Origin of the sequence: Streptomyces sp. NPDC053541 (assembly GCF_044544705.1) — a bacterium.
GTDB lineage: Bacteria > Actinomycetota > Actinomycetes > Streptomycetales > Streptomycetaceae > Streptomyces.
The window spans coordinates 13,759-38,667 of the sequence record NZ_JBITXM010000007.1; the positions used below are offsets into that span (position 1 = coordinate 13,759).

26 protein-coding genes are annotated in these 24,909 nt (G+C 74.8%); 14 read left to right on the top strand and 12 right to left on the bottom strand.

The genetic code is table 11. The annotated features are described in order from the left end of the window. Positions 1 to 42: 42 nt before the first annotated feature. From rimO to ACIGW2_RS18815, 6 genes are all read left to right on the top strand, one after another. On the top strand, positions 43 to 1,557 hold the full coding sequence (rimO, locus tag ACIGW2_RS18790; protein WP_391653670.1) for a 30S ribosomal protein S12 methylthiotransferase RimO: 1,515 nt from the start codon (positions 43 to 45) through the stop codon (positions 1,555 to 1,557). Next, on the top strand, positions 1,554 to 2,255 hold the full coding sequence (gene pgsA, locus ACIGW2_RS18795; RefSeq protein ID WP_391653669.1) for a CDP-diacylglycerol--glycerol-3-phosphate 3-phosphatidyltransferase: 702 nt from the start codon (positions 1,554 to 1,556) through the stop codon (positions 2,253 to 2,255). Before rimO ends, pgsA begins: the two co-directional genes overlap by 4 nt. Beyond that, positions 2,252 to 2,785 (top strand): CinA family protein, encoded by a 534-nt coding sequence (locus ACIGW2_RS18800; protein WP_391653668.1) that lies wholly within the window; start codon positions 2,252 to 2,254, stop codon positions 2,783 to 2,785. Before pgsA ends, ACIGW2_RS18800 begins: the two co-directional genes overlap by 4 nt. 109 nt (positions 2,786 to 2,894) lie before the next feature. Continuing rightward, a complete protein-coding gene (locus tag ACIGW2_RS18805) occupies positions 2,895 to 3,278 on the top strand; it encodes a helix-turn-helix domain-containing protein (RefSeq protein WP_019889909.1) in 384 nt (127 codons plus the stop codon). A 180-nt stretch (positions 3,279 to 3,458) separates the two neighbouring features. After that, on the top strand, positions 3,459 to 3,929 hold the full coding sequence (locus ACIGW2_RS18810; RefSeq protein WP_391653667.1) for a Dps family protein: 471 nt from the start codon (positions 3,459 to 3,461) through the stop codon (positions 3,927 to 3,929). A gap of 96 nt (positions 3,930 to 4,025) precedes the next feature. Then, on the top strand, positions 4,026 to 4,295 hold the full coding sequence (locus ACIGW2_RS18815; protein ID WP_361589926.1) for a hypothetical protein: 270 nt from the start codon (positions 4,026 to 4,028) through the stop codon (positions 4,293 to 4,295). Here ACIGW2_RS18815 and ACIGW2_RS18820 read toward each other — a convergent pair. From ACIGW2_RS18820 to ACIGW2_RS18830, 3 genes are read right to left on the bottom strand one after another with little or no spacing between them, the layout of a single operon-like run. After that, on the bottom strand, positions 4,243 to 5,016 hold the full coding sequence (locus ACIGW2_RS18820; RefSeq protein ID WP_399844526.1) for an SDR family NAD(P)-dependent oxidoreductase: 774 nt from the start codon (positions 5,014 to 5,016) through the stop codon (positions 4,243 to 4,245). The two genes, ACIGW2_RS18815 and ACIGW2_RS18820, sit on opposite strands and share 53 nt — an antisense overlap. A gap of 50 nt (positions 5,017 to 5,066) precedes the next feature. Then, positions 5,067 to 5,870: an Fpg/Nei family DNA glycosylase gene (locus ACIGW2_RS18825; protein WP_399844528.1), complete on the bottom strand. Its 804-nt coding sequence runs from the start codon at positions 5,868 to 5,870 to the stop codon at positions 5,067 to 5,069. A gap of 46 nt (positions 5,871 to 5,916) precedes the next feature. Beyond that, positions 5,917 to 10,554: an ATP-dependent helicase gene (locus tag ACIGW2_RS18830; protein ID WP_399844530.1), complete on the bottom strand. Its 4,638-nt coding sequence runs from the start codon at positions 10,552 to 10,554 to the stop codon at positions 5,917 to 5,919. A 92-nt stretch (positions 10,555 to 10,646) separates the two neighbouring features. On the opposite strand from ACIGW2_RS18830, the gene ACIGW2_RS18835 reads away from it, so the two are divergent. The 3 genes from ACIGW2_RS18835 (at position 10,647) to ACIGW2_RS18845 (ending at position 12,819) form a co-directional block, all read left to right on the top strand. Next, complete coding sequence (locus tag ACIGW2_RS18835; RefSeq protein ID WP_399844532.1) at positions 10,647 to 11,609, top strand: AraC family transcriptional regulator; 963 nt, start codon at positions 10,647 to 10,649, stop codon at positions 11,607 to 11,609. Between the two features lie 98 nt (positions 11,610 to 11,707). After that, positions 11,708 to 12,514, top strand: a complete 807-nt coding sequence (locus ACIGW2_RS18840; protein WP_391653661.1) for an AzlC family ABC transporter permease — start codon at positions 11,708 to 11,710, stop codon at positions 12,512 to 12,514. Further along, entirely contained in the window at positions 12,511 to 12,819 is a 309-nt protein-coding gene (locus ACIGW2_RS18845; protein WP_391653660.1) for an AzlD domain-containing protein, read from the top strand. Before ACIGW2_RS18840 ends, ACIGW2_RS18845 begins: the two co-directional genes overlap by 4 nt. A 53-nt stretch (positions 12,820 to 12,872) precedes the next feature. Here the strand turns inward: ACIGW2_RS18845 and ACIGW2_RS18850 are convergent, their stop codons facing one another. Beyond that, positions 12,873 to 13,817 carry a hypothetical protein gene (locus ACIGW2_RS18850; protein WP_361589941.1) on the bottom strand — a complete coding sequence of 315 codons (945 nt, stop codon included), beginning with the start codon at positions 13,815 to 13,817 and terminating at the stop codon, positions 12,873 to 12,875. Positions 13,818 to 13,896: 79 nt separating this feature from the next. On the opposite strand from ACIGW2_RS18850, the gene ACIGW2_RS18855 reads away from it, so the two are divergent. After that, on the top strand, positions 13,897 to 14,091 hold the full coding sequence (locus ACIGW2_RS18855) for a DUF3046 domain-containing protein (RefSeq protein ID WP_356069049.1): 195 nt from the start codon (positions 13,897 to 13,899) through the stop codon (positions 14,089 to 14,091). Positions 14,092 to 14,308: 217 nt separating this feature from the next. Next, complete coding sequence (locus ACIGW2_RS18860) at positions 14,309 to 15,478, top strand: AI-2E family transporter (protein WP_391653693.1); 1,170 nt, start codon at positions 14,309 to 14,311, stop codon at positions 15,476 to 15,478. On the opposite strand, the gene ACIGW2_RS18865 is transcribed toward ACIGW2_RS18860, so the two are convergent. From ACIGW2_RS18865 to ACIGW2_RS18880, 4 genes are all read right to left on the bottom strand, one after another. After that, positions 15,469 to 16,248 (bottom strand): cytochrome d ubiquinol oxidase subunit II, encoded by a 780-nt coding sequence (locus ACIGW2_RS18865; RefSeq protein WP_399844536.1) that lies wholly within the window; start codon positions 16,246 to 16,248, stop codon positions 15,469 to 15,471. The genes ACIGW2_RS18860 and ACIGW2_RS18865 overlap by 10 nt on opposite strands. A gap of 75 nt (positions 16,249 to 16,323) precedes the next feature. After that, a complete protein-coding gene (locus ACIGW2_RS18870) occupies positions 16,324 to 17,613 on the bottom strand; it encodes a cytochrome ubiquinol oxidase subunit I (RefSeq protein WP_399844538.1) in 1,290 nt (429 codons plus the stop codon). Positions 17,614 to 17,767: 154 nt separating this feature from the next. Next, positions 17,768 to 18,433: a response regulator gene (locus ACIGW2_RS18875; RefSeq protein WP_399844540.1), complete on the bottom strand. Its 666-nt coding sequence runs from the start codon at positions 18,431 to 18,433 to the stop codon at positions 17,768 to 17,770. After that, positions 18,430 to 19,662: a sensor histidine kinase gene (locus ACIGW2_RS18880; protein ID WP_399844542.1), complete on the bottom strand. Its 1,233-nt coding sequence runs from the start codon at positions 19,660 to 19,662 to the stop codon at positions 18,430 to 18,432. Before ACIGW2_RS18880 ends, ACIGW2_RS18875 begins: the two co-directional genes overlap by 4 nt. Before the next feature lie 223 nt (positions 19,663 to 19,885). Between ACIGW2_RS18880 and recA the strand changes: the two genes are divergently transcribed. Genes recA through ACIGW2_RS18895 form a run of 3 tightly spaced genes read left to right on the top strand, consistent with a single transcriptional unit; the run spans position 19,886 to position 21,928 of the window. Beyond that, on the top strand, positions 19,886 to 21,022 hold the full coding sequence (recA, locus tag ACIGW2_RS18885) for a recombinase RecA (protein ID WP_361589954.1): 1,137 nt from the start codon (positions 19,886 to 19,888) through the stop codon (positions 21,020 to 21,022). Positions 21,023 to 21,026: 4 nt separating this feature from the next. Beyond that, entirely contained in the window at positions 21,027 to 21,590 is a 564-nt protein-coding gene (recX, locus tag ACIGW2_RS18890; protein WP_361589957.1) for a recombination regulator RecX, read from the top strand. Between the two features lie 11 nt (positions 21,591 to 21,601). Continuing rightward, positions 21,602 to 21,928 carry a hypothetical protein gene (locus ACIGW2_RS18895; RefSeq protein ID WP_399844545.1) on the top strand — a complete coding sequence of 109 codons (327 nt, stop codon included), beginning with the start codon at positions 21,602 to 21,604 and terminating at the stop codon, positions 21,926 to 21,928. On the opposite strand, the gene ACIGW2_RS18900 is transcribed toward ACIGW2_RS18895, so the two are convergent. The 4 genes from ACIGW2_RS18900 to ACIGW2_RS18915 form a co-directional block, all read right to left on the bottom strand. After that, positions 21,925 to 22,353, bottom strand: a complete 429-nt coding sequence (locus ACIGW2_RS18900; protein ID WP_399844547.1) for a rhodanese-like domain-containing protein — start codon at positions 22,351 to 22,353, stop codon at positions 21,925 to 21,927. The genes ACIGW2_RS18895 and ACIGW2_RS18900 overlap by 4 nt on opposite strands. After that, on the bottom strand, positions 22,350 to 22,904 hold the full coding sequence (locus tag ACIGW2_RS18905; RefSeq protein WP_399844548.1) for a cysteine dioxygenase: 555 nt from the start codon (positions 22,902 to 22,904) through the stop codon (positions 22,350 to 22,352). Before ACIGW2_RS18905 ends, ACIGW2_RS18900 begins: the two co-directional genes overlap by 4 nt. 76 nt (positions 22,905 to 22,980) lie before the next feature. After that, entirely contained in the window at positions 22,981 to 23,088 is a 108-nt protein-coding gene (locus tag ACIGW2_RS18910) for a putative leader peptide (RefSeq protein ID WP_356069063.1), read from the bottom strand. 11 nt (positions 23,089 to 23,099) lie between these two features. Next, positions 23,100 to 24,800 (bottom strand): FAD-dependent monooxygenase, encoded by a 1,701-nt coding sequence (locus tag ACIGW2_RS18915; RefSeq protein WP_399844550.1) that lies wholly within the window; start codon positions 24,798 to 24,800, stop codon positions 23,100 to 23,102. Positions 24,801 to 24,909 lie beyond the last annotated feature (109 nt).

Below are 24,909 nucleotides of genomic sequence, written 5' to 3' on the forward strand. Positions count from 1 at the left end.
TGCGCGACGGAGGTACGGCCGGGACGAAGTAGTCTTGAGCCCATGCCCGAACGCCGTACCGTCGCCCTTGTCACTCTTGGCTGCGCCCGTAACGAGGTGGACTCGGAGGAGCTCGCAGGCCGCTTGGCAGCGGACGGCTGGGAGCTCGTCGAGAACGCCGAGGACGCGGACGTCGCCGTCGTCAACACCTGCGGCTTCGTCGAGGCCGCCAAGAAGGACTCCGTCGACGCCCTGCTCGAAGCCAACGATCTGAAGGACCACGGCCGCACCCAGGCCGTCGTCGCCGTCGGCTGCATGGCCGAGCGCTACGGCAAGGAGCTCGCCGACGCGCTGCCCGAGGCCGACGGCGTGCTCGGCTTCGACGACTACGCGGACATCTCCAGCCGTCTCCAGACCATCCTCAGCGGCGGCAGCGTCGAGGCGCACGCGCCGCGCGACCGCCGCAAGCTGCTGCCGCTCTCCCCGGTCGAGCGCCAGGAGGCCGCCGCCTCCGTGGCCCTGCCCGGACACGGCGACGGCGCCCCGGCGGCGCCCGCGCCCGCCGAGGCCCCCGAGAACGTGCCGGCCGACCTCCCCGAGGGCCTGGCCCCCGCCTCCGGGCCGCGCGCCCCGCTGCGCCGCCGCCTGGACACCAGCCCGGTCGCCTCCGTGAAGCTGGCCTCCGGCTGCGACCGGCGCTGCTCCTTCTGCGCCATCCCGTCCTTCCGCGGCTCCTTCGTCTCGCGCCGCCCCTCGGACGTGCTGAACGAGACCCGCTGGCTCGCCGAGCAGGGCGTGAAGGAGATCATGCTGGTCTCCGAGAACAACACCTCCTACGGCAAGGACCTCGGCGACATCCGCCTCCTGGAGAGCCTGCTGCCCGAGCTCGCGGCCGTGGACGGCATCGAGCGGGTCCGGGTCAGCTACCTCCAGCCCGCCGAGATGCGCCCCGGCCTGATCGACGTGCTGACCTCGACCGAGAAGGTCGCCCCGTACTTCGACCTGTCCTTCCAGCACAGCGCGCCGGACGTGCTGCGGGCGATGCGCCGCTTCGGCGACACCGACCGCTTCCTGGAACTGCTCGACACCATCCGCTCCAAGGCGCCGACCGCCGGTGCCCGGTCCAACTTCATCGTCGGCTTCCCCGGCGAGACCGAGGCGGACTTCAAGGAGCTGGAACGCTTCGTCACGCACGCCCGGCTCGACGCCATCGGCGTCTTCGGCTACTCCGACGAGGACGGCACCGAGGCCGCGACCTACGAGCACAAGCTCGACCAGGAGGTCGTCGACGAGCGGCTCGCCCACCTGTCCCGGCTCGCCGAGGAGCTCACCGCCCAGCGCGCGGAGGAGCGGATCGGAGAGACCCTGGAAGTACTGGTGGAGTCCTTCGACGAGGAGGAGGGCTGGATCGGCCGGGCGGCGCACCAGGCGCCCGAGACGGACGGCCAGGTGATCCTCACCGTGGACTCGACCGAGGACGCCGACCTGGCCCCGGGACGTATGGTCAGGGCCGAGGTCGTCGCCGCCGAGGGCGTCGACCTGGTGGCCGAGTGTCTGATCGAGGAGGCGGGCAGATGACCGGAGTCCCGGCATCCGCGACGGGCGGGACCGGTAGCAGGCCGGCGCCCCGCGGCAAGCTGGGGGCTGCGGCCGTCAACCAGGCCAGTCTCTGGAACATCGCGAACATCCTGACCATGGTCCGCCTGGTGCTCGTGCCCGGCTTCGTGGTGCTGCTGCTCCAGGACGGCGGGCACGACCCGGTGTGGCGGGCCTGGGCCTGGGCGGCGTTCGCGGTGGCCATGATCACCGACGTCTTCGACGGGCACCTGGCGCGCACGTACAACCTGGTCACCGACTTCGGGAAGATCGCCGACCCGATCGCCGACAAGGCGATCATGGCGGCCGGCCTGATCTGCCTGTCCTCGCTGGGCGACCTGCCGTGGTGGGTGACGGTGGTGATCCTCGCCCGCGAGCTCGGCATCACCCTGATGCGCTTCTGGGTGATCCGGCACGGGGTGATCCCGGCCAGCCGCGGCGGCAAGATGAAGACCCTCGCGCAGGGCACGGCGGTCGGCATGTACGTGCTCGCGCTGGTCGGTCCACTCGCCACCCTGCGCTGGTGGGTGATGGCGGTGGCCGTCGTGCTGACGGTCGTCACCGGTCTGGACTACGTGCGCCAGGCGGTGGTCCTGCGCCGCAGGGGGCTCGCCGAGGAGCGGGCCGCGAGGGCCGCCGCGGCGGGCACGGCGGCCGGCGCGGGAGCCGAGACGCGATGAGCGGCGCCGCCCGGGTGCTCGACCTGCTCGCGCTGCGTGGTCACACGCTGGCCGTGGCGGAGTCCCTCACGGGCGGTCTGGTGGCCGCGGAGCTCACCGGGGTCCCCGGGGCCTCGAAGTCCTTCCGCGGCTCCGTGACGGCCTATGCGACGCCCCTGAAGGAGCAGCTCCTCGGGGTGGACGGCACCCTCCTGGCGGACCGCGGGGCGGTCGATCCGGAGGTCGCGCTGCAGATGGCGGCGGGTGTACGGGCCCGGCTCGGCGCCGACTGGGGCATCGCGACGACCGGGGTCGCGGGACCCGATCCGCAGGACGGACAGCCGGTCGGCACGGTCTACGTGGCCGTCGCCGGGCCCGGGAACGGGCCCGCGGGAGCGGGCCGGGTGGCCGCGCTGCGGTTGAACGGCGACCGAGCGGAAATCCGTAGAGAGAGTGTACGGAGCGTGCTCGAATTGCTGGGTGAACTGCTCGCCGACGAACACTCGGAAAATGCGCGGGCACAGGATACGGAACAGAACGGGGGAGATTGATGTTTGCAGCCATGAGTGAACACGACATCGCTCCCCGCACGGCCGCGGCGCGAGGCGGTACGGTGGGGCGTGAAGGATGCGGCTACGCGGTCCGAGGAGGGAGCCACCGATGATTCTGCTCCGTCGCCTGCTGGGTGACGTGCTGCGTCGGCAGCGCCAGCGCCAGGGCCGTACTCTGCGCGAAGTCTCCTCGTCCGCCCGAGTCTCACTCGGCTATCTCTCCGAGGTGGAGCGGGGGCAGAAGGAGGCTTCCTCCGAGCTGCTCTCCGCGATCTGCGACGCGCTGGACGTACGGATGTCCGAGCTCATGCGTGAAGTGAGCGACGAGCTGTCGCTGGCCGAACTGGCCGAGTCGGCAGCGGCGAGCGAACCGGTGCCGGCGCCGGTGCGACCGATGCTCAATTCGGTGTCGGTGACGTCGGTGGCCGGTGTGCCCACCGAGCGGGTGACCATCAAGGCGCCCGCCGAAGCGGTCGACGTCGTCGCCGCCTGAGCTGTGGGGCGAGGCCCCGGTCGGCACCCCCTTCGGGGTGTCCGCCGGGGCCTTTCCTTTTTCGGGCGGTCGGGGCCCTTTCGCCTGTTCGGCCCGTTGCGGTGGATTCCGTTTGGGATGCCGGATTCCGGAGAGGCGTGCATCGTGGGGGAGAACGTCCGAACTGTTGGGAGATCCCGCATGTCCGTCGTGAAGAGCCCGCTGTCCGAGGCCGATCTGAAGACCGTCGGCCAGGCCCTGCAGGGGGCGCTCGTCGACCTGATCGACCTGTCCCTGGTGGCCAAGCAGGTCCACTGGAACGTGGTCGGTCCGCGCTTCCGCTCGGTCCACCTCCAGCTCGACGAGGTCGTGACCACCGCCCGGACGCACTCGGACACCGTCGCCGAGCGCGCCGCGGCGATCGGGGTGAACCCGGACGGGCGCGCCGCGAGCGTCGCCTCCGGCAGCGCCATCGGGACGGTCCCCGAGGGCTGGATCAAGGACGAGGATGCGGTACGGATCCTGGTGGACGCGCTCGGCGCGGTCGCCGCGCGGATGCGCGGGCGGATCGACGAGACCGGGGAGCCCGACCCGGTGAGCCAGGACATCCTCATCGGCCTGACCGCCGACCTCGAGAAGCACGCGTGGATGTTCCAGGCGGAGAGCGCCTGACCCATGCGCATGAGCCAGCCGTGCGCCGGGTCGTCCTCCTGTGCGCCCTCCCGCCGGGTGATCCTGCGGGACTAGCGTCGACCGGAGGAGGCGGCCATGGTACGGCGACGGGTTCCGCTGGTGACGCTCATGCTGGTCGCGGCCGGACTGGTGGCCGGAGGGCTCTGGTGGTGGGCGGTGGCGCGCCTGCTGCTGGTGCCGGGGGAGACGGGCACGGTCGAGGGGGCGGTGGCCGCGGGCGGCTGGGGGCTGAGCCTGTTGCCGGTGCACGTGGCCGCCTCGTCACGGCGCGGTGAGGGCGCGCGGGCGCGGCTCACCAGGGCATCGCGACGCCGCCGTTGGGGCGGAGGATCTGCCCCGTCGTGAACGACGAGGCGTCGCAGGCCAGATGGAGCACCGCGTGGGCGACGTCGGCCGGCTCGCCCACCCGGCCCAGCGGGGACACCCGGACCATCGCCGCCTCGGCCTGCTCCTGGGCGGCCGGCTCGTGGCGGTCCGTCATCGGGGTGCGGACCCAGCCCGGCGCGACCGCGTTCACCCGGACGCCGTACGGTCCCACCTCGGCCGCCAGGGTCTTGGTCAGCTGCACCACGGCGGCCTTGGCGACGCTGTAGCAGAGCAGCCCCGGGCTCGCGGTGTCCATGGCGCCGGAGGCCATCGTGACGATCGAGCCCGGTATCCGGTGCCCGATCATCGAGCGGGCGGCCTCCTGGCAGGCGTACAGCACGCCCTTGAAGTTCACCGAGAGGACCCGGTCCAGGTCCTCCTCGCGGGTCTCCAGGACGCTGCTGGTGTGCATGATCCCGGCGACCGCGGCCATCACGTGCAGCGGGCCCGCGGCCGCCACGGCGGAGGCCAGCGCGGCCCGGTCGGCGACGTCCAGCGGATGGAGGTGCGCGGTGCCGCCCCGCCGGGCGATCAGCGCCGCGGTCTCCTTCAGGCCGGGCTCGTCGCGGTCCGCGCAGTGCACGCGCGCGCCGGCCTCGGCCAGGAGCAGGGCGGTGGCGCGGCCGATGCCGCTCGCCGCGCCGGTGACGAACGCGGAGCGGCCGGACAGGTCGTACGCGGTGCGGACGGTGAGGGTCATGTCCGGACCGTACGACCGGATCTGACGAACCGTCAATTAGTGAGGTGCCGTCAAGGGCTGTGCGGATCCTGCCGCGGGCCCTTCTGGCAGCCCGGGCACCAGTACGTGACCCGCTCGCCCAGCTCCGCCCGGCGCACCGGACGGCCGCAGCGCGGACAGGGCCGGCCCTCCCGGCCGTACACGTACAGGCGCTCGCCGCCCCGGCGGCTCGTGGTCGTGCGCATGCCCGGCCGGTCCTTGTTCGCCTCCAGGAGCCGGTGCGCCGTCGCCACCAGTCGCTCCGGCACGCCCTCGGACAGCTCGCCGACCGGCAGCCACGGGGTGACCCCGGCCAGGAAGGCCAGCTCCGACTTGTAGACGTTGCCGATTCCCGCCAGATTGCGCTGGTCGAGCAGGGCCTCGCCGAGCGTGCGGGCCGGATCGGCGGACAGCCGGCGGACCGCCTCCGCCGGATCCCAGTCCGGGCCGAGCAGATCCGGGCCGAGGTGCCCGACCGCATTCGGCTCCTCCGCCGTGCGGATCAGCTCCAGGACCGGCAGCCGGTAGCCGTACGCGGTGAACTCGGCGTTGCCCAGGATCGCCCGGATCTGGTGGGCCGGGCCGCCGCGCGGGCGCTCCCCGGTGGGCAGCACCCGCCAGGCGCCGTCCATCCGCAGGTGCGAGTGCAGGGTCAGCCCGCCCTCGACCCGGGTCAGCAGGTGCTTGCCCCGGGGGGTGACGTCGAGCACCCGGCGGCCGGTGAGGTCGGCGGTCGCGAACCGGGGCACCCGCAGGTCGGAGCGGGTCAGCACGCGGTCGGCGAGCGCCTCGTCGAGCCGGCGGGCCGTGTACCAGACGGTGTCTCCTTCGGGCATGCCCCCATCATGCCGCGCGCCCGGCCCGGCCCACCGGGTCCGCTCCTCAGGCGCGCAGCCGCAGCCCGCGCGGGGTGGCGTGGAAGCCGGCCGCCTCCAGGGCGCGGGCGAGCGGGGAGGTGAGCGCGGTCGCTCCGTTGATCCGCTCCACCGTCACCGTGCCCAGCGAGCCCGCGGCGGCCGCGGCCGCCAGGGCCTCCGCTGCGGCCCGGAGCGCGGGGGAGTCCGGCTCGGCGGGCCAGGACAGCAGCGTCTTGCCGCCGCGCTCCATGTAGAGCGTCAGCTCGCCGTCGACCAGGACCACCATCGCGCCCGCCTTGCGGCCCGGCTTGTGGCCGGCGCCGGTGGGCGGCTCCGGCCAGGACAGCGCCGCCCCGTACGCGTTCGCCGGGTCGGCCGCCGCGAGGACCACCGCCTTCGGGCCGGCGCCCTCCTCGGCGCCCCGGTCCCGGGCGTTCGCGGCGGCCCGCAGCCGGTCCACCGCCCCGTCCATGGCGAACTGGGCCGCGCCCAGACCCTCGACCACATAGCCGCGGCGGGCCTGACCGCTGTCCTCGAAGGCCGACAGGATCCGGTACGTAGCGGAGAAGCCGCCCTCCACGCCCTCGGCGGCCACCGCGCCCCGGGTGACCACGCCGTGCCGGTCGAGCAGGGTGCGGGCCAGGGCGTGCGCCCGGTGGGTGGGCTCCGGCTCCGGCGGGGGCAGCAGCGACCAGCGGCCGCTGACGGTCGGCGGGCCGGTGCGGGAGGCCGGGCGGGCGGCGGCGCTCAGCGTCCCGTACCGCCCGCGCGGGACGGTGCGGCGGGCGCGGTGCGCCGTGGAGCCGGCGGTGCGGCCCGAGCCGAGCAGGGAGCGCAGCGGGGCCAGGGTGTCGTTGGTGAGCCGACCGGACCAGGCCAGGTCCCACAGGACGTCGGCCAGTTGCGGGTCGGTGGCGTCCGCGTGGGTGGTGGCCCGCACCTGGTCGGCGATCTGGCGGAAGAACAGGCCGTAGCCGCCGGCGAGGACGCCCAGGACGGACTCGTGGAGCCCGGTGAGCTCCAGCGGGTGCGGCGGCGGCAGGAGCAGCGGCGCCGCGTCCGCGAGATAGAGCGAGACCCAGCCGTCCTTGCCGGGCAGGGAACCGGCGCCAGCCCACAGCACCTCGCCGGTCGTGGTCAGCTCGTCGAGCAGCGCGGGGGAGTAGTCCCGCACCCGAGACGGCAGGATCAGCTTCTCCAGGGCCGAGGCCGGCACCGGGGCGCCCTGGAGCTGCTCGATCGCCCGGGCCAGGCCGTCGATGCCGCGCAGGCTGTTGCCGCCCAGGTGCTGCCACTGGGGCAGGAAGGTGGCGAGCGCGGCCGGGGGCACCGGCTCCAGCTCGTGCCGCAGGGCCGCGAGCGAGCGGCGGCGCAGCCGGCGCAGCACGGCCGCGTCGCACCACTCCTGGCCGATGCCCGAAGGGTGGAACTCGCCCTGGACCACCCGCCCGGCGGCGGCCAGCCGCTGCAGCGCGCCCTCGGTGACCGCCGGGCCCAGACCGAAGCGGGCGGCGGCCGACGAGGAGGTGAAGGGGCCGCGGGTGCGGGCGTGCCGGGCGAGCAGATCGCCCAGCGGGTCCTTCACCGGCTCGGTGAACGCCTCCGGCACGCCCACCGGCAGCGCCGTGCCCAGCGCGTCCCGCAGCCGGCCCGCGTCCTCGATCGCCGCCCAGTGCTCGGCGCCCGCGATCCGCACCCGGATCGCCCGCCGGGCCCGGGACAGCTCCTCAGCCCAGCCCGGTTCGGCGCCCCGCTCGGCCAGCTCGGCCGAGGTGAGCGGGCCCAGCACGCGCAGCGCGTCCGCGACGCCCTCCACGTCCTTGATCCGCCGGTCCTCGGTCAGCCACTGGAGCTCCCGCTCCAGCTCGGTGAGGACCTCGGCGTCCAGCAGCTCGCGCAGCTCGGCCTGCCCGAGCAGCTCCGCGAGCAGCCGGGAGTCCAGGGACAGCGCGGCCGCCCGGCGCTCGGCGAGCGGCGAGTCGCCCTCGTACAGGAACTGGGCGACATAGCCGAAGAGCAGCGAGCGGGCGAACGGCGAGGGCTCCGGCGTGGTCACCTCCACCAGGCGCACCCGGCGGGCCTCGATGTCGCCCATCAGCTCGCGCAGACCCGGCACGTCGAAGACGTCCTGGAGGCACTCGCGGACCGCCTCCAGGACGATCGGGAAGGAGCCGAACTCGCTCGCCACCTGGAGCAGTTGGGCCGCGCGCTGGCGCTGCTGCCACAGCGGGGTGCGCTTGCCCGGGTTGCGCTTGGGCAGCAGCAGGGCGCGGGCCGCGCACTCCCGGAAGCGGGAGGCGAACAGCGCCGAGCCGCCGACCTGGTCGGTGACGATCTGCTCGATCTCGCCCTGGTCGAAGGCCACGTCGGCGGCGCCCACCGGAGCCTGGTCGGCGTCGAAGACGGTGTCGGCGAACCGGCCCGGGTCCACCGGCTCGGCGTCGAGCAGGTCCAGGCCCATCAGATCGGCGTCCGGCAGCCGCAGCACGATGCCGTCGTCGGCGTGCATCACCTGCGCGTCCATGCCGTACCGCTCGGCGAGCCGGGCGCCGAGCGCCAGCGCCCACGGGGCGTGCACCTGCGCGCCGAACGGGGAGTGCACCACCACCCGCCAGTCGCCCAGCTCGTCCCGGAAGCGCTCCACCAGGATCGTCCGGTCGTCCGGCACGTGCCCGCAGGCCTCACGCTGCTCCGCGAGATACGCGATCACGTTCTCCGCCGCCCAGGCGTCCAGCCCGGCGGCCAGCAGCCGCAGCCGGGCGTCGTCCGGCGCGAGGGCCCCCACCTCGCGCAGGAACGCGCCGAGCGCCCGGCCCAGTTCGAGCGGGCGGCCCAGCTGGTCGCCCTTCCAGAACGGCAGCCGGCCCGGCACGCCCGGCGCGGGCGACACCAGGACCCGGTCGCGGGTGATGTCCTCGATCCGCCAGGACGTGGTGCCCAGCGTGAACACGTCGCCGACCCGCGACTCGTACACCATCTCCTCGTCGAGCTCGCCGACCCGGCCGCCGCCCTTCTTCGGGTCGGCGCCCGCCAGGAACACCCCGAACAGGCCCCGGTCCGGGATCGTGCCGCCCGAGGTCACCGCGAGCCGCTGCGCGCCCGGCCGGCCGGTGACCGTGCCCGCGACCCGGTCCCACACCACGCGCGGGCGCAGCTCGGCGAAGGCGTCCGAGGGATAGCGCCCGGCCAGCATGTCCAGGACCGCCGTGAACGCCGACTCCGGCAGCGCCGCGAACGGCGCCGCCCGGCGCACCGTGGCGAGCAGGTCGTCCACCTGCCAGGAGTCCAGCGCCACCATGGCCACCAGCTGTTGGGCCAGCACGTCCAGCGGATTCGCCGGGATCCGCAGCGACTCGATGGAGCCGGACCGCATCCGCTCGGTGACCACCGCCGACTGCACCAGGTCGCCCCGGTACTTGGGGAAGACCACGCCCGTCGACACCGCGCCCACCTGGTGCCCCGCGCGGCCCACCCGCTGGAGCCCGGAGGCGACCGAGGGCGGCGACTCGACCTGCACGACCAGGTCGACCGCGCCCATGTCGATGCCCAGCTCCAGGCTGGAGGTGGCCACCACCGCCGGCAGCCGGCCCGCCTTCAGGTCCTCCTCCACCTGGGCGCGCTGCTCCTTGGAGACCGAGCCGTGGTGCGCCCGGGCGAGCAGCGGCGGCGCGCCCTGCGCCGCGCCCGACTGGGCCATGATCTCCGCGGGCGGCTTCCCGTCGGGCAGGGGCTCGCCGGTCGCCCGCTCGTACGCGATCTCGTTCAGGCGGTTGCACAGGCGCTCCGCGAGGCGGCGCGAGTTGGCGAAGACGATGGTCGAGCGGTGCGCCTGCACCAGGTCCGCGATCCGCTCCTCCACATGCGGCCAGATCGACGGCTTGTCGCCGCCGTCGGTGCCCTCCGAGGCGGGGGAGCCGCCCAGCTCGCCCATGTCCTCCACGGGCACGACCACCGACAGGTCGAACTCCTTGCCGGACGGCGGCTGGACGATCTCCACCTTCCGCTGCGGCGACAGATAGCGGGCCACCTCCTCCACCGGCCGCACCGTCGCCGACAGGCCGATCCGGCGGGCCGGGCGGGGCAGCAGCGCGTCCAGCCGCTCCAGGGAGAGCGCCAGGTGCGCGCCGCGCTTGGTGCCGGCCACCGCGTGCACCTCGTCCAGGATCACCGTCTCCACGCCCGCGAGGGCGTCCCGCGTGGCCGAGGTCAGCATCAGGAACAGCGACTCGGGCGTGGTGATGAGGATGTCCGGCGGGCGGGTCGCGAGCGCCCGGCGCTCCGCGGCCGGGGTGTCGCCGGAACGGATGCCCACCCGGACGTCCGGCTCGGGCAGCCCCAGCCGCACCGCCTCCTGGCGGATACCGGTCAGCGGCGAGCGCAGGTTGCGCTCCACGTCCACGGCCAGCGCCTTCAGCGGCGACACGTACAGCACCCGGCAGCGCTTCTTCGCGTCGGCGGGCGGCGGCACCGCCGCCAGCCGGTCCAGCGAGGCCAGGAACGCGGCCAGCGTCTTGCCCGAACCGGTCGGCGCCACGACGAGCACGTCCGAGCCCGCGCCGATGGCCCGCCAGGCGCCCTCCTGCGCGGCGGTGGGCGCGTGGAAGGCCCCGGTGAACCAGCTCCGGGTCGCCGGCGAGAACGAGTCGAGTGCGGACGTGACCATGCCCCCCATCGTGCACCCCGCCACCGACAACGGCCCGGACCTGGGAAAACCCGCTGGTGGCGGGCCCGGGGGAGGGGCGCAGAATGGAGGACATGAGTACTTCCGACGCGCCCGGTGCGCCCGGTGCGCCCGGTGCGCCGAGCGGCCGCCGCGCCGCCGGAGGCCCCCGCGGCCACGCCGTCGCCGACGGCGATCGCAGCGGTGCGCCCGGCGAGACCCGCGGCACGGCCGCCGGGCGCCGGGAACGGGCGCGCTACTGGCGGCCGGTCGAGCTGCCCGGCGTCGACCTGCTGCACGCCCACTACGTCCGCAAGACCTTCTCCCGGCACACCCACGAGAGCTTCGTCTTCGCCGCCATCACCGAGGGCGTCGAGGCCTTCCACTACGGCAGCGACCTCGTGCACGCGGGACCCGGACAGATCGCCCTGGTCAACCCAGACACCCCGCACACCGGGCACGCGGGCGTGCCCGAGGGCTGGACCTACCGGACGATCTACCCCGACCCCGAGCTGATCCGGACCATCGCCGCCGACACCCTCGCGCTGCGCGGCGAGGCCGGCTTCACCCAGCCCGTCGTGGACGACCCGTACGCCGCCCGGCTCGTCGTGGGCGTCCACCGGGCCGCCGAGGAGGGCAACGCGCTGGCCGCCGACAGCCTGCTGCGGCTGGTCACCGCCCGCATGCTGCGCAGCCACGGCGGCCGGGTCACCCCGCTGGCACCGCTCGCCGCCGGCGCCCGGGACGCCGCACGCGCGCGTGCCGTCCTGGAGGAGCGGATGGCCGACCCGCCCACCCTGGAACGGCTCGCCGCCGAACTCGGCACCAGCCCCTTCGCGCTGCTGCGGGCCTTCCGCGCCGCGTACGGGATGCCTCCGCACACCTGGCTCACCGACGCCCGGGTCCGCCGCGCCCGCCGCCTCCTGGACGCGGGCACCCCGCCGGCCGAGGCCGCCGTGGCCGTCGGCTTCACCGACCAGCCGCACCTCAACCGGCACTTCACCCGCAGCGTCGGGGTGCCCCCGGGCGCCTACCAGCGGGCCCGCGGCCTGCGCTGACGCCTCCCGCCGGCCCCGGGGCCCCGGCGCGGCTCCCCGCGCGCGTGCCGCAAGAACGTACAAGACCGGGCCCCGCCCCGGACCGTAGCGTCGCCGACGTGGCAGAACAGACAGCAACCCCCACCACCCCGGTGACCGGCGGCCACCGGGCCGCGCCCGGGGCCGGCGGCAAGAGCGACGCCGCCGTCGTCCGGGACGCGCTCGGAGTCGGCATCGCGGTCGGGCTCTCCGGCTTCGCCTTCGGCGTGACCGCGGCCGGCGCCGGACTCGGCCTGCTCCAGACCTGCGCGCTCAGCCTGCTGGTCTTCACCGGCGCCTCGCAGTTCGCGCTGGTGGGGGCGCTCGCCGCGGGCGGCAACCCGTTCACGGCCGCCGCCGGGGCCTTCTTCCTCGGCACCCGCAACGCCTTCTACGGGCTGCGCCTGTCCCAGCTGCTCGCGCTGCGCCGCTCCGTGCGCCCGTTCGCCGCGCACTGGGTCATCGACGAGACCACGGCCGTAGCCCTCGCCCAGCCCGACCGCCGCACCGCGCGGATCGGCTTCACCGTGACCGGACTCACCCTCTACGTGCTGTGGAACGTCACCACGCTGCTCGGCGCGCTCGGCGCCGAGGCCATCGGCGACACCGACGCCTGGGGCCTTGACGCGGCCGGTCCCGCCGTCTTCCTCGCGCTGCTCGCGCCGATGCTGAAGGGCACCACCGAGCGGGCCACCGCCGCCCTCGCCGTGCTCCTCGGCCTCGGACTGCTCCCGGTCCTCCCCGCCGGCGTGCCGGTCCTCGCGGCCGCCCTCGCAGCGCCCGCCGTGCTCTTCCTCAGCGGCCGGTCGAAGCGGGACGAGGAACCCGCCGGGCCCGAGAAGCCCGGCGGCTCGCGGCAGGAGCAGGAGCAGGAGGACGCGCGATGAACGTCTGGATCGCCGTCGCGCTCACCGCGGGCGGCTGCTACCTGGTCAAGCTGCTCGGCCTGCTGGTGCCCGCCGACACCCTGGAGCGTCCGCTGGTGCGCCGGCTCGCCGCGCTCGTGCCGGTCGCCCTGCTGGCCGCGCTCACCGCCCAGCAGACCTTCAGCAGCCAGGGCGCCCTGACGGTGGACGCCCGCGCCGCCGGCCTCGCCGCCGCGGCCCTCGCGCTCCTGCTGCGCGCCCCCTTCCTGGTGGTCGTCGGCGCGGCCGTCGTCGTCACGGCGGGCGTGCGGGCCCTCGGCGGCTGACCCCGGCCCCGGCCCGGTCCCGGTACCGGGCCGGGGCCGGGGCGCCCAGTGCCTCAGCCGATCGACCGGCCGTGCGCGCGCAGGGTGCGCAGGGCCTCCACGGTGACCATCGGACGCGCCTCCAGGGCGCTGCCCGGCGCCCACTGCCGCCAGGTGATCGGCCAGCCGCCGTCCTCCTGCTGCTGCGCCGCCAGGTGGTCCAGGGAGCGGGCCATCTCCTCGTCCGTGAACCAGCGGCGGGCCAGCGAGTCCGGCACGCGCGCGTAGTCGTACGGGTAGTGGCGCTCCTCCGGCGCGTAGCCCTCGGCGACGGGGAAGTCGCCGGGCCGGTCCGGGTCGAGCACCGCGAGGCCGTTCTCGCGCACCAGCCGCCCGAGCCGGTCGCTCGCCGCCTGGGCCCTGGCCCGGTCCGGGACCCCGTCGAGGAAGGCGACGGCGGCCTGGATCTCGTACGGATGCGACTTCTCGAGCCCGTCCACGGCCGCCCAGCAGAACTCGGTGGCCCGGAACAGCCAGGCGTGCCAGACCTGGTTGCGGTGCAGCAGACCGACCACGGGACCGGTGGCGAGCAGCTCGCTCGGCGGGTCGTCCACCACCGGGACGAACGGCGCCGCCGGATAGCCGCGCTGCGAGGGGTGCACGGCCGGCAGGGCGCCGTCGTGCGTGGACACCTCGGTCAGATAGCGGCAGATCCGCTCGATCCGCGGCCCGCCGCAGCGCCCGATGGAGTCGAGCACCCGCAGCGCGTGCGCCGTGTGCAGCGGCTGGCTGACCGGCCCGCGCAGATCCGGTTCGAGGGCGTGGCCGTAGCCGCCGTCCTCGTTGAGGTACGCGGCCAGCGCGGTCTCGACGGGGTCCGCGCCGCCGCGCAGGAAGTGGTAGGCGAACCGGCGCTGTTCGAGCACGCGGGCAGTCAGCCAGACGAACTGCTCGGCCCGCGCCAGCGGAGACGGCCGCGACGCGGACGGAGCGGGGTTTTCGGGAGGATTTCCGGCCATGTTCCGACCGTAGGAGGAAAAGCGCGGCTGACAAGGCCTTCGGCCCGGGCTGCACTCGTCAGGGCGGGATACTGGGGTCATGCGGTTGACGATTTTCTGGGAACGGATGACCGAGCACTTCGGTCCGGCCTACGTGGAGTCCTTCGCCCGGGACCACGTGATGACGGAACTGGGCGGGCGCACCGTGCACCAGGCGCTCGACGCGGGCTGGGAGGCCAGGGACGTCTGGAAAGCGGTCTGCGCGGCCGTCGGCGTGCCCGCCGAGAACAGATGATCTGACGGCTCCGGGCCGGAATGTCCGCGCGGTGCGCGAGACTGGCGGGGTGGCCCCGACTGACGTGAACGCCGAGAGCGACGACCCCAACGACCCGATCGACCCCAACGCCCCCATGGACGCGAGCGACCCGACCGACGCACCCGACCCGACCGTTCCCGGGACGGCGGGGCTCGGCGCCGGACCGGCCGGCGCCCCCGCCGCCGCGAAGGCGCGGATGCCGCGCTGGCTGCCCCGGGCGCTGGTGCTCGCGCTCGCCCTCTACGCCTGCTTCCAGCTCGGCAGCTGGGCCTTCCACCAGCTCGTCGGGCTGCTCGTCAACGTCCTGCTCGCCTTCTTCCTGGCCCTCGCCATCGAGCCGGCCGTCGGACGGATGGCGGCGCGCGGGATGCGGCGCGGGCTCGCCACCTTCATCGTCTTCTTCGGCGTCCTGGTCGTCGGCGTCGGATTCGTGGTGCTCCTCGGCTCGATGCTGGCCGGCCAGATCGTCGACATGGTCGAGAACTTCCCGAAGTACCTCGACTCGCTGATCAACTGGGCCAACCAGCACTTCCACACCGAGCTGTCCCGGGTCGAGGTGCAGGACAGCGTGCTGCGCTCCGGCTGGCTGCAGAAGTACGTGCAGAACAGCGCCGCCGGAGTGCTCGACGTCTCCGCGACCCTGCTCGGCGGGCTCTTCAAGCTGCTGACGATCTTCCTCTTCGCCTTCTACTTCGCCGCCGACGGGCCCCGGCTGCGCCGCGCCCTGTGCTCGGTGCTGCCGCCGGCCAAGCAGACCGAGGTGCTGCGGGCCTGGGAGATCGCCGTCGACAAGACCGGCGGCTACCTCTACTCGCGAGGCCTGATGGCGCTGATCTCCGGCGTCGCCCACTTCGTGCTCTTCGAGATCCTGGGGGTGCCCTACGCGCCCGCGCTGGCCGTGTGGGTGGGCCTGGTCTCGCAGTTCATCCCGACCATCGGCACCTATCTGGCGGGCGCCCTGCCGATGCTGATCGCCTTCACCGTGGACCCCTGGTACGCGCTGTGGGTGCTGGTCTTCGTCGTGGTCTACCAGCAGTTCGAGAACTACATGCTGCAGCCCAAGCTCACCTCGAAGACCGTGGACATCCACCCGGCCGTGGCCTTCGGCTCGGTGATCGCCGGCACCGCCCTGCTCGGCGCCGTCGGCGCCCTGATCGCCATCCCCGCCGTCGCCACCCTGCAGGCCTTCCTCGGCGCCTATGTGAAGCGGTACGACGTCACCGACGACCCCCGCGTGCACGGCCACCGGCGCTACGGGGAGGCGGTCGTCGCCCGGCTCCAGAAGGCGCTGCACTCGAAGAAGGAGCAGCCCGGAGCGGACGGCGACCCGGCCGGGGCGGGCGGCGCGGGCGGCGCTCAGAAGTAGGTCGGGGCGGTCACCCGGTCCCGGAACAGGCGCCGCAGCCAGGCCTGGACGCCCAGCATCGGCACCGTGACGGCGAGCAGCACCGGCACGAGCAGCCGCAGGGTGGCCGGGCCCGCGGTGTGCGCGGTCGGTGTCAGGACGCCGCCCGCCGCGAGCGGCAGCCCGCCGAGCAGCACCGCCGTGAGCGCGAAGGGGTGCCAGGGGCGGCCCGTCCGTCCGACGAGCCGCCTGGCCCGCTCGTACGGCACACCCGTCAGGCGCAGGGCGGCGAAGCCGAGGCCGTGCGCGAGGCACAGCGCGGCCACCGCGAGCGCGGTGAGCACGGCGGCGGGCCCGCCGGCCGGCTCGTACGGGCGGCCGGTGAGCAGGGACGCGAGCAGCCAGCCGGTGGCCAGCGCCAGGCCCCAGCTGCCGGCGGTCACGGCGCCGTCGCACAGCGCCCGCCAGCGCGGACCGGGGCCGCGCTGCCGGGTCCACAGGCCGAGGTCCCTGACGACCAGGGCGGCGAGCAGCGCCACGAGCACCGGCAGCCGGCCGGTGAGCAGCCGGCCCTCCAGCTCCGGGAAACAGCCGGCGAGGACGCCCGCCAGGGCGACCAGCCACACCTCGTTCGCCAGGAAGAACGGCGCGAAGGCGGCGATCACCAGCCGCCGCTCCCGGTCGTCCCGGCCCAGGTAGGGCGTGAGCATGCCGGTGCCGATGTCCGCGCCGCCCAGCACGAACCAGCCGGAGGCGAAGAGGGCGAGCAGGGCGAGGGCGAGGGTGTCCACGGTCGCGGGACTCCTTCCTGGGGTGCGCGGGCCCCGGCGGGGCGGGAGCGGGTCGGGCGGGTGCGGTCGGACGGTTCAGTAGCGGGGCGCGGGCAGCGCGGCGGCCGGGTCCGGCGCGTCCCGGCCGGCCCGTTCGTCGTGACCGAGCCCGGCGTCGACCGGGCCGCGGCGCGCGTGCCGGGCGAGCAGCCAGGCGTTGAGGACCGCGAGCAGCGCGAAGAGCGTCGCGAACACCACGAGCGAGAGGCGCATCGCGCCCGGGGACAGGCCCGAGACCGCGTCCTCGGTCCGCAGCAGTCCGTACACCACCCAGGGCTGGCGGCCCGCCTCGCGGAACACCCAGCCGCTGATCATCGCCAGGTACGGCAGCGGCACGGCGGCCATCAGGGCCAGGTGCCAGAGCCGGAAACGGAAGACCGCTCTCTTGAAGCAGGCCAGGATCACACCCGCGAAGGCGAAGTACATCATCAGGGCGAAGCAGAGGAGCATGACCAGCCCGGCGCCGCGGGTCAGCGCGGCCGGCGGCGCGTAGTCGCCGGGGCCGAAACGGTCCACCAGCTCCGCCTGGAGCCGGGCGATCTCCGCCGTCCGCTGCCCGAAGACCGCCGACTTCATCGGCTGGAGGCTCGCGAGCGAGGAGAACTGCAGTCCGCCGAAGACCGCCGTCACCATGAGCGCGGGGAACGACAGGAAGACACCGGTCCGCAGGCCGCTGCCGAAGAACTCCCACTCCGGGGTCCGCCGGAACAGGTGGTAGGCGCTCACGCCCGCCATGAAGAAGCCGGCCGTGAGCAGCGCCCCCGCCACCACGTGCCCGAAGGCGAGCAGCGCGGACGGGTTGGCGAGCAGGGCCACCGGGTCGTCCAGGACCAGCTTCCCGCCCTCCGCGCGGTGGCCGACCGGATGGTTGAGGAAGCCGTTGGAGACCAGGATCCAGTAGGCCGACAGGTAGGCGGTGAGCGTCACGATCCAGATCGCGGCCAGGTGCGCCCAGCGGCCCAGCCGGTGCCAGCCGAAGATCCACAGCCCGAGGAAGGTCGACTCGACGAAGAAGGCCACGAGCGTCTCGACCGCGAGGGAGGCGCCGAAGACGTCCCCCGCGTAGTGGGTGAGCCCGCTCCAGCTCATTCCGAACTGGAACTCCATCACGATGCCGGTGACGATCCCGACCGCGTAGTTGATCACGTACAGCTGACCCCAGAACCGCACCATGCGCGCGTGCAGCGGCTTTCCGGTGAGGGTCGCCCGGGTCTGGAGCACGGCGACGACCGTCGCGAGCCCCAGGGTGAGGGCGACGAAGAGGAAGTGTCCGCCCGCGGTCAGGGCGAACTGCAGCCGCGCGAGATCGAGTACGTCGGGATTCACCCCGCAAGCGTCGGCGCACGGCCCCGGCCGGCGCGTCGGCCGCCGGTGGACACCGTCCCTACCCCACGGGTTGCGGCTCCGGCCGCCGCCGTACCCCAGGAGTTGCGGCCCGCCCCCCTCGACCCCTAGGGGTCCGACCCGTGTCGGGCGCCCGTCAGGCCAGCCAGCCCGGGGTGATCATTCCCGACTCGTACGCCAGGATCACCAGCTGCGCCCGGTCCCTGACGTCCAGCTTGGTCATGATCCGGCTGACATGGGTCTTGGCGGTCGCGGGGGAGAGCACCAGGCGGCGGGCGATCTCGTCGTTGGAGAGCCCCGCCCCGACCAGGCCCAGCACCTCCCGCTCCCGCTCGGTCAGGGCGCCCAGCCGGGGGCCCGGGTCCGGGCGGGGCGCGCGGCCCGCGAACTCGGCGATCAGCCGGCGGGTCACCGCCGGGGCGATCAGCGCGTCGCCGCGCGCCACCACCCGCACCCCGTGCAGCAGCTCCTCCGGCTCGGTGTCCTTCACCAGGAAGCCGCTCGCGCCGGCGCGCAGCGCCCCGTACACGTAGTCGTCGACGTCGAAGGTGGTGAGGATGACCACCCGCACCCCTTCGAGCGCGGCGTCCGCGGTGATCCGGCGGGTGGCCTCCAGGCCGTCCAGGACCGGCATCCGGACGTCCATCAGGACCACGTCCGGGCGCAGCTCGCGGGCGAGCGCGACGGCCCGCTCGCCGTCGGCGGCCTCGCCGACCACCTCGATGTCCTCCTCGTCGGCCAGGATCGAGCGGAAGCCCGCCCGGACCAGGGTCTGGTCGTCGGCGAGCACGACGCGGATCATGCGGGGTCCCCCTCGGGCGGTGGTTTCGGTGCGGGCGTCGGCGCGGTGGCGGAGCCGGGCGCGGGCGGCGGGAGCGGGAGCCGGGCGTCGACCCGGAAACCGCCGGGCACGGCACGGGCCGTCAGCTCGCCGCCGAAGGCGCGGGCCCGCTCGGCCATGCCCCGGATGCCGCTGCCCGGCGGCTCGCCGGCCGCGCCCCGGCCGTCGTCCTCGACGCACAGCCGCAGCGCGTCGCCGCCCCAGTCGAGCGCCACGAGCACGGAGCGGGCCTCCGCGTGCCGGGTCACGTTGGTCAGCGACTCCTGCACGATCCGGTACGCGGCGAGGTCGAGCGGCGGCGGCAGCGGCACCGGCGTCCCCTCGACCCGGGTGCGCACCTCAAGGCCGGTGCCGGCGGCCCGGGCCAGCAGCTCGGGGAGCAGCGCGAGCCCGGAGGCCGGGGCGGTCGGCGCCGGCTCGTCGGCCCGGCGCAGCACCCCGAGGGTGGCGCGCAGCTCGCGCAGCGCCTCCTTGCTGGTGTCCCGGACCGCCCGCAGCGCCTCCTCGGCGGTGGCCAAGCCCTGCGCGGCGGGCGGCTTCTTGCCGAGCCGGTGCAGCGCGGCCCCGGACTGCACGTTGATCAGCGAGACGCTGTGGCCGAGGATGTCGTGCAGCTCGCGGGCGATCCGCAGCCGCTCCTCGGTGGCGCTCTGCCGGGCCCGGGCCTCCTGCTCGCGCTCGGCGGCCAGGGCCCGCCGCTCGACCTCGCGCAGATAGGCGGCCCGGTCGCGCTGGGCGCGGCCGACCGCGACCAGGCTGATCAGCCAGCCGGCCATCATCGCCAGCGAGGTGTCGTCGATCTGCCGGTGCCCCGGCTGCTGCCGGACCTCGCCGAGGCCGGCAGCGAGCAGCGCCACGGCCGCCAGCGCGACGGCGGCGGCGAACCGGCCCTCGGCCGCGGTGGTGTAGAGCGCGACCGCGAAGGCGATGAGCAGCGGGCCGTCCTGGGCGGACAGCGGGTAGTAGACGGCGCAGGCCAGCAGGGTGACCACGGCCACCGCCACGGGCTGCCGGCGGCGCGGCACCAGCGCCCCGCAGCCGATCAGGATCAGCGCCCAGCCGACGGCGGCGCGCCCGGCCGGCTCCGGCCGGTAGTGCGCCACGACCAGCGTCCAGACCGCCGTGACGAGGAACACGACGAGCGCCACGAGGGCGTCGCGGAGGTCGCGCGACCGGAGGCTGAGGGGCATGGTCCGAAGCATAGGCACGGGTCCGGCGGCCTTGCGGGACACCGGCGTGGTGCGCTTGACACGGAAATCGAACATCCATTCATATGGGGGTGCAGGGCCTTGGGAACACGGGGTTGTCGCCGAGTTGTCCACAGGCCGGGAGGGACGTCGGAGCCCGTTGTCAGTGGCAGGGGTTAGCGTCTTTCCCATGAAGCGATCGACTCAAGCAAACCGGGTGGAACCCATGGCAGGAACCGACCGCGAGAAGGCGCTCGACGCCGCGCTCGCACAGATTGAACGGCAATTCGGCAAGGGTGCCGTCATGCGCATGGGCGAGCGCTCGAAGGAGCCGATCGAGGTCATCCCGACCGGGTCGACCGCCCTCGACGTCGCCCTCGGCGTCGGCGGCCTGCCGCGCGGCCGTGTCGTCGAGATCTACGGCCCGGAGTCCTCCGGCAAGACGACCCTGACCCTGCACGCCGTGGCCAACGCGCAGAAGGCCGGCGGCCAGGTCGCCTTCGTGGACGCCGAGCACGCCCTCGACCCGGAGTACGCCCGCAAGCTGGGCGTCGACGTCGACAACCTGATCCTGTCCCAGCCGGACAACGGCGAGCAGGCCCTGGAGATCGTCGACATGCTGGTCCGCTCCGGCGCGCTCGACCTCATCGTCATCGACTCCGTCGCCGCGCTCGTCCCGCGCGCGGAGATCGAGGGCGAGATGGGCGACTCCCACGTCGGCCTCCAGGCCCGCCTCATGAGCCAGGCGCTCCGGAAGATCACCAGCGCGCTCAACCAGTCGAAGACCACCGCGATCTTCATCAACCAGCTCCGCGAGAAGATCGGCGTCATGTTCGGCTCGCCGGAGACCACGACCGGTGGCCGCGCGCTGAAGTTCTACGCCTCCGTGCGCATCGACATCCGCCGCATCGAGACCCTGAAGGACGGCACCGAGGCGGTCGGCAACCGCACCCGCTGCAAGGTCGTCAAGAACAAGGTCGCGCCGCCGTTCAAGCAGGCCGAGTTCGACATCCTCTACGGCCAGGGCATCAGCCGTGAGGGCGGCCTGATCGACATGGGCGTCGAGCACGGCTTCGTCCGCAAGGCCGGTGCCTGGTACACCTACGAGGGCGACCAGCTCGGCCAGGGCAAGGAGAACGCCCGCAACTTCCTGAAGGACAACCCCGACCTCGCCAACGAGATCGAGAAGAAGATCAAGGAGAAGCTGGGCGTCGGCGTCCGGCCCGAGGAGCCCTCGGCCGAGCCGGGTGCGGACGCGGCGGGCGGCACCGACGCCGCCGCGGGCGCCGACGACGCGGCCAAGGCCGTCCCGGCCCCGGCGAAGGCCGCCAAGGCGACCAAGGCCACCGCGGCCAAGAGCTGACCCGGTGACCGGTCGCACCGAATGGCCGGACGACAGCCCCGACTCGTCGAGGGCCGAGAAGGAGCTGTCGTCCCAGGATCCGGCTGAGCGGGCGCGGGCGATCTGCCTGCGCCTGCTCACCGGGACCCCCCGCACCCGCAAGCAGCTCGCCGACGCCCTGCGCAAGCGGGACGTCCCCGACGAGATCGCCGACGAGGTGCTCTCCCGGTTCGAGGACGTCGGTCTCATCGACGACGCCGCCTTCGCCGGGGCCTGGGTCGAGTCCCGCCACCACGGCCGGGGCCTCGCCCGTCGCGCGCTCGCCCGGGAGCTGCGCACCAAGGGCGTCGACCCCACCCTGATCCAGGAAGCGGTCGAGCGGCTCGACTCCGAGCAGGAGGAGGCCCGGGCCCGCGAGCTCGTCGACCGCAAGCTGCGGGCCACCCGCGGCCTGGAGCGCGACCGGCGGCTGCGCCGGCTGGCCGGCATGCTCGCCCGCAAGGGGTACCCGGAGGGCATGGCCCTGCGGGTGGTCCGCCAGGCCCTCGAAGCCGAGGGCGAGGACACCGACGGCCTGGAGGAGTTCTGAGCCCGGCGCCGATGACCTGTGTCGACCACGAACCGGGGGCCTGGTTCCTGGTCGAGCAGCGGGGCGTCCTCCACCTCGACGCCCGCTACGGCCACGGCGCCCTGATCGACGACTCCGTCCTCGTCCGCCTCGACGCCGCGGAGCTGGCGGCCTACCGCACCGGCGGGCACGCCGCCCTCTCGGACCTCGCCGCCCGCATCCACGACAGCGCCCCCCACCTGGAGCGTTCCCCTTACCACCGGAGGGACCTCTACCGGGGCCCGGACGGCGCCCGCTACCGCGCGGCGGTCGCCGCCGCGGTCGCCGGCCGCGCCCAGGCCGCGCGGAAGCCCTCCTAGTCCGTGCGCGAGGCCGGGAGCAGGACCGGGAGGCCCGCTGCCTTCCAGGCCTGGAAGCCGCCGATCACGTCCGTCGCGCGGTGCAGACCGAGCCGGCGCAGCGACTCGGCGGCGAGCGACGAGGCGTAGCCCTCGTTGCAGAACACCACGACCCGCAGGTCGTGGCTGTCCGCCTCCGGGGCGCGGTGGCTGCCGAGCGGGTCCAGCCGCCACTCCAGCTCGTTGCGCTCCACCACCAGCGCGCCCGGGATCAGCCCGTCCCGTTCGCGCAGGGCCGCGTAGCGGGTGTCGACCAGCAGGGCGTCACCGGCCCGCCAGGCCGCGTGGGCGGCGCGCGGGTCGAGCCGGTCGAGCCCGTCCCGTACCCGCTCCAACAGGGCGTCGATGCCGATGCGTTCCACCGCCCGCGCGTTGTCCGCGCTCACTGCCAGTCCTCCGGGCGCTCGACCTGCTCCAGACGCAGCACCGGGCCGGTGCGGCTGAACCGCCGGATCAGCGGCAGCGGCGGGTAGTAGGCGTGCACCGAGACCGCGTGCTCGACGGGGGACTCGTTGAGCACCTCGTGCACGTGGTGGCGGCCGAAGGCGCGGCCCCGGCCGGCCGGGAGGGTGCGGCTGCGGTCGATGTCGTCGGCGAGTTCGAGGGTCTTCCAGCCGTCCGCCGGGAGCCGCACGGCCAGGGAGTTCTCCCGCAGGGTGCCGCGCGCGGTGGCGAAGGCGCCCAGCGACTCGGCGTGGTCGTGCCAGCCGGTCCCGGTGCCCGGGGGCCAGCCGATCAGCCAGGCCTCGCTGCCGCCCGGGCCGTCGAGCCGCACCCAGGTGCGGCCCTCCGGGTCCAGCGGGAGCGAGAGGACGAGTGCGGCGTCGGCGGCGGTGCGCCGGACGAAGTCGAGGAGTTCGGCCTCGGTCGGGGCCGAGGAGGCCCCTGCGGGGGCGGGGGTGGAAACGGGCGCGGAGGGGCGCTGCGTCGAGGGCACGGGGGACCGTCCTGGGTTCGCGAAAGCGCGCGGACCCACGGGGGCGCGCGCGAAAGCCGTCAGAGGGGAGGCGAATTCAGCAGGACGGACGACACACGCAGCCCGCGTAGCGGATCAGGTCCACATGGACCCTCCGCCACAGGCGCACATCGGTGTCGGTCACGCTCCGGAGTACACCACGCACTCCGGTCGGGGTCAATTGACGTCCGCGGTACGGGCGGCCGTGCCCGCGGGCTCCTCCGCCCCGGCCCCCGGCCCGCCCGCCTCCGCCTCCGCCTCCGCCGTCTCCGGGGCCCCGCCCCGTACCGCGTCGGCCGCCGCGTGTAGCTCCTCCGGGCGCACCCCGGCGAAGGCCGCGGCCAGGTGCCCGTCCGGGCGGACGAGCAGCACCGCGTGCGCCGGGGCGCCCGGGTAGGCCTCGGTGACCAGGAGCTCGGCCGGGGCCGGCAGGGCGTCCACGGCCTCGGCGAGCCGCGGCATCACGCCCGCGCTCACCCAGTGCCGCCGGTCCCACACCCCGGTGCCCGGGGCGACCAGGAGCACCAGGAGCCGGCCCAGGCCGAGGCGGTCGCGCAGCCGTACGGTCGTGCCGTCGGGCGCGGTCACCCGGACGTCCTCCACCGGACCGCCGTCCGGGGTGCCCACCGGGATGCGGCCCTCGGACGGCTCGGGCGCCAGCGGCGAGTGCGGATAGGCGGGCAGCGCGCCCAACGGCCCGCGACCCAGGTGCCCGTCGGTGAGCAGGACGTCGTGGCTGCGGCCGCCGCCGGGCAGCATCGTGCGCAGCCCCCGGCCGCCCCGGAGCACCGGGAGGGCCTGGTCGGCGGCGCGCAGCAGACCGGCGACGGCGGCCCGGCGCTCGCTCTGGTAGCTGTCGAGCAGCACCGGCGAGGCGTCCCGGTGGTGCCAGGCGTGGGCCACCTTCCACGCCAGGTTGTCGACGTCCCGCAGCCCCTCGTCGAGGTTCTGGGTGCCGACCGCGCCCAGCAGGTGCGCCGCGTCGCCGGCCAGGAAGACCCGGTCCACCCGCCAGCGCCGGGCGAGCCGGTGGTGCACGGTGTGGACGCCGGTGTCGATCAGGTCGTACGCCGGGGTGACGCCCTCGCACCAGCCGGCCAGGGTGTCCCGGATGCGGGTCACGAGCGCGTCGGGGGTGACCAGTTCGCCGCGTGGCGGCAGCAGCCAGTCGATCCGCCAGACCCCGTCCGGCAGCGGCCGGGCGCTGACCTCGTCGCCCGCGCTGCGCCACGGCGGCTGACGGTGCAGCAGGGCCTCGCCGGCCCAGGGGAGTTCGGTGCGCAGCGCGGCGACCGCGTGCCGCTCCACGGCGGTCCGGCCGGGGAAGCGGATGCCCAGCAGCTTGCGCACGGTGGACCGGGCGCCGTCGCAGCCGACCAGGTGGCTGCCGCGCCACCAGGTGCCGTCCGGGCCGCGGGTGTGGGCGCTGACGCCGTGCGCGTCCTGCTCGACGGTGTCGACCCGGGACCCGGGCACGAGGGTGATCAGGTCCTGCCGGGCGATGGCGTCGCGCAGTCCGCGGGCCAGGGCGTGCTGGGTGACGTGCAGCGGCGCGGCGGGCGCTCCGGCGGACCCGTCGTCGGGGCCGTCCCCGTCGCCGGTGCCGAGGCCCAGGTCGAGCCGGACGTGCCGGGTCTGCTGGCGGCGGCGCATGGCGCGCCAGCCGACCCAGCGCACCCCTTCGTCACGCAGGGTGGCGCAGCCGAGCCGCTCGACGAAGGCGGCCATGTCGGCCCGGAGCACCACGGTCCTGGCAGGCCGGGGCTCCTCCTTGCCCGCGCCCTCGTCGAGGACGACGCTGGGCACGTGCTGGGCGGCCAGAGCGAGGGAGAGCGCGAGGCCGACGGGCCCCGCGCCCACGATGATCACCGGGTCCACGGCGCGGCTCCTGAAGGCTTGCGAGGCCGTACGGTCATGCGGGTTGCACAGCGGAGGGTGGCGCGCGCCCGGAGCTTGATCACAGAACGTATGCAACCCACTGGGGGTG

Bases quoted from the DNA above. Each gene is read 5' to 3' on its own strand.
- rimO (WP_391653670.1), top strand. From the start codon at position 43: ATGCCCGAACGCCGTACCGTCGCCCTTGTCACTCTTGGCTGCGCCCGT.
- pgsA (WP_391653669.1), top strand. From the start codon at position 1,554: ATGACCGGAGTCCCGGCATCCGCGACGGGCGGGACCGGTAGCAGGCCG.
- ACIGW2_RS18800 (WP_391653668.1), top strand. From the start codon at position 2,252: ATGAGCGGCGCCGCCCGGGTGCTCGACCTGCTCGCGCTGCGTGGTCAC.
- ACIGW2_RS18805 (WP_019889909.1), top strand. From the start codon at position 2,895: ATGATTCTGCTCCGTCGCCTGCTGGGTGACGTGCTGCGTCGGCAGCGC.
- ACIGW2_RS18810 (WP_391653667.1), top strand. From the start codon at position 3,459: ATGTCCGTCGTGAAGAGCCCGCTGTCCGAGGCCGATCTGAAGACCGTC.
- ACIGW2_RS18815 (WP_361589926.1), top strand. From the start codon at position 4,026: ATGGTACGGCGACGGGTTCCGCTGGTGACGCTCATGCTGGTCGCGGCC.
- ACIGW2_RS18820 (WP_399844526.1), bottom strand. From the start codon at position 5,016: ATGACCCTCACCGTCCGCACCGCGTACGACCTGTCCGGCCGCTCCGCG.
- ACIGW2_RS18825 (WP_399844528.1), bottom strand. From the start codon at position 5,870: ATGCCCGAAGGAGACACCGTCTGGTACACGGCCCGCCGGCTCGACGAG.
- ACIGW2_RS18830 (WP_399844530.1), bottom strand. From the start codon at position 10,554: ATGGTCACGTCCGCACTCGACTCGTTCTCGCCGGCGACCCGGAGCTGG.
- ACIGW2_RS18835 (WP_399844532.1), top strand. From the start codon at position 10,647: ATGAGTACTTCCGACGCGCCCGGTGCGCCCGGTGCGCCCGGTGCGCCG.
- ACIGW2_RS18845 (WP_391653660.1), top strand. From the start codon at position 12,511: ATGAACGTCTGGATCGCCGTCGCGCTCACCGCGGGCGGCTGCTACCTG.
- ACIGW2_RS18850 (WP_361589941.1), bottom strand. From the start codon at position 13,817: ATGGCCGGAAATCCTCCCGAAAACCCCGCTCCGTCCGCGTCGCGGCCG.
- ACIGW2_RS18855 (WP_356069049.1), top strand. From the start codon at position 13,897: ATGCGGTTGACGATTTTCTGGGAACGGATGACCGAGCACTTCGGTCCG.
- ACIGW2_RS18860 (WP_391653693.1), top strand. From the start codon at position 14,309: ATGCCGCGCTGGCTGCCCCGGGCGCTGGTGCTCGCGCTCGCCCTCTAC.
- ACIGW2_RS18875 (WP_399844540.1), bottom strand. From the start codon at position 18,433: ATGATCCGCGTCGTGCTCGCCGACGACCAGACCCTGGTCCGGGCGGGC.
- ACIGW2_RS18880 (WP_399844542.1), bottom strand. From the start codon at position 19,662: ATGCCCCTCAGCCTCCGGTCGCGCGACCTCCGCGACGCCCTCGTGGCG.
- recA (WP_361589954.1), top strand. From the start codon at position 19,886: ATGGCAGGAACCGACCGCGAGAAGGCGCTCGACGCCGCGCTCGCACAG.
- ACIGW2_RS18895 (WP_399844545.1), top strand. From the start codon at position 21,602: ATGACCTGTGTCGACCACGAACCGGGGGCCTGGTTCCTGGTCGAGCAG.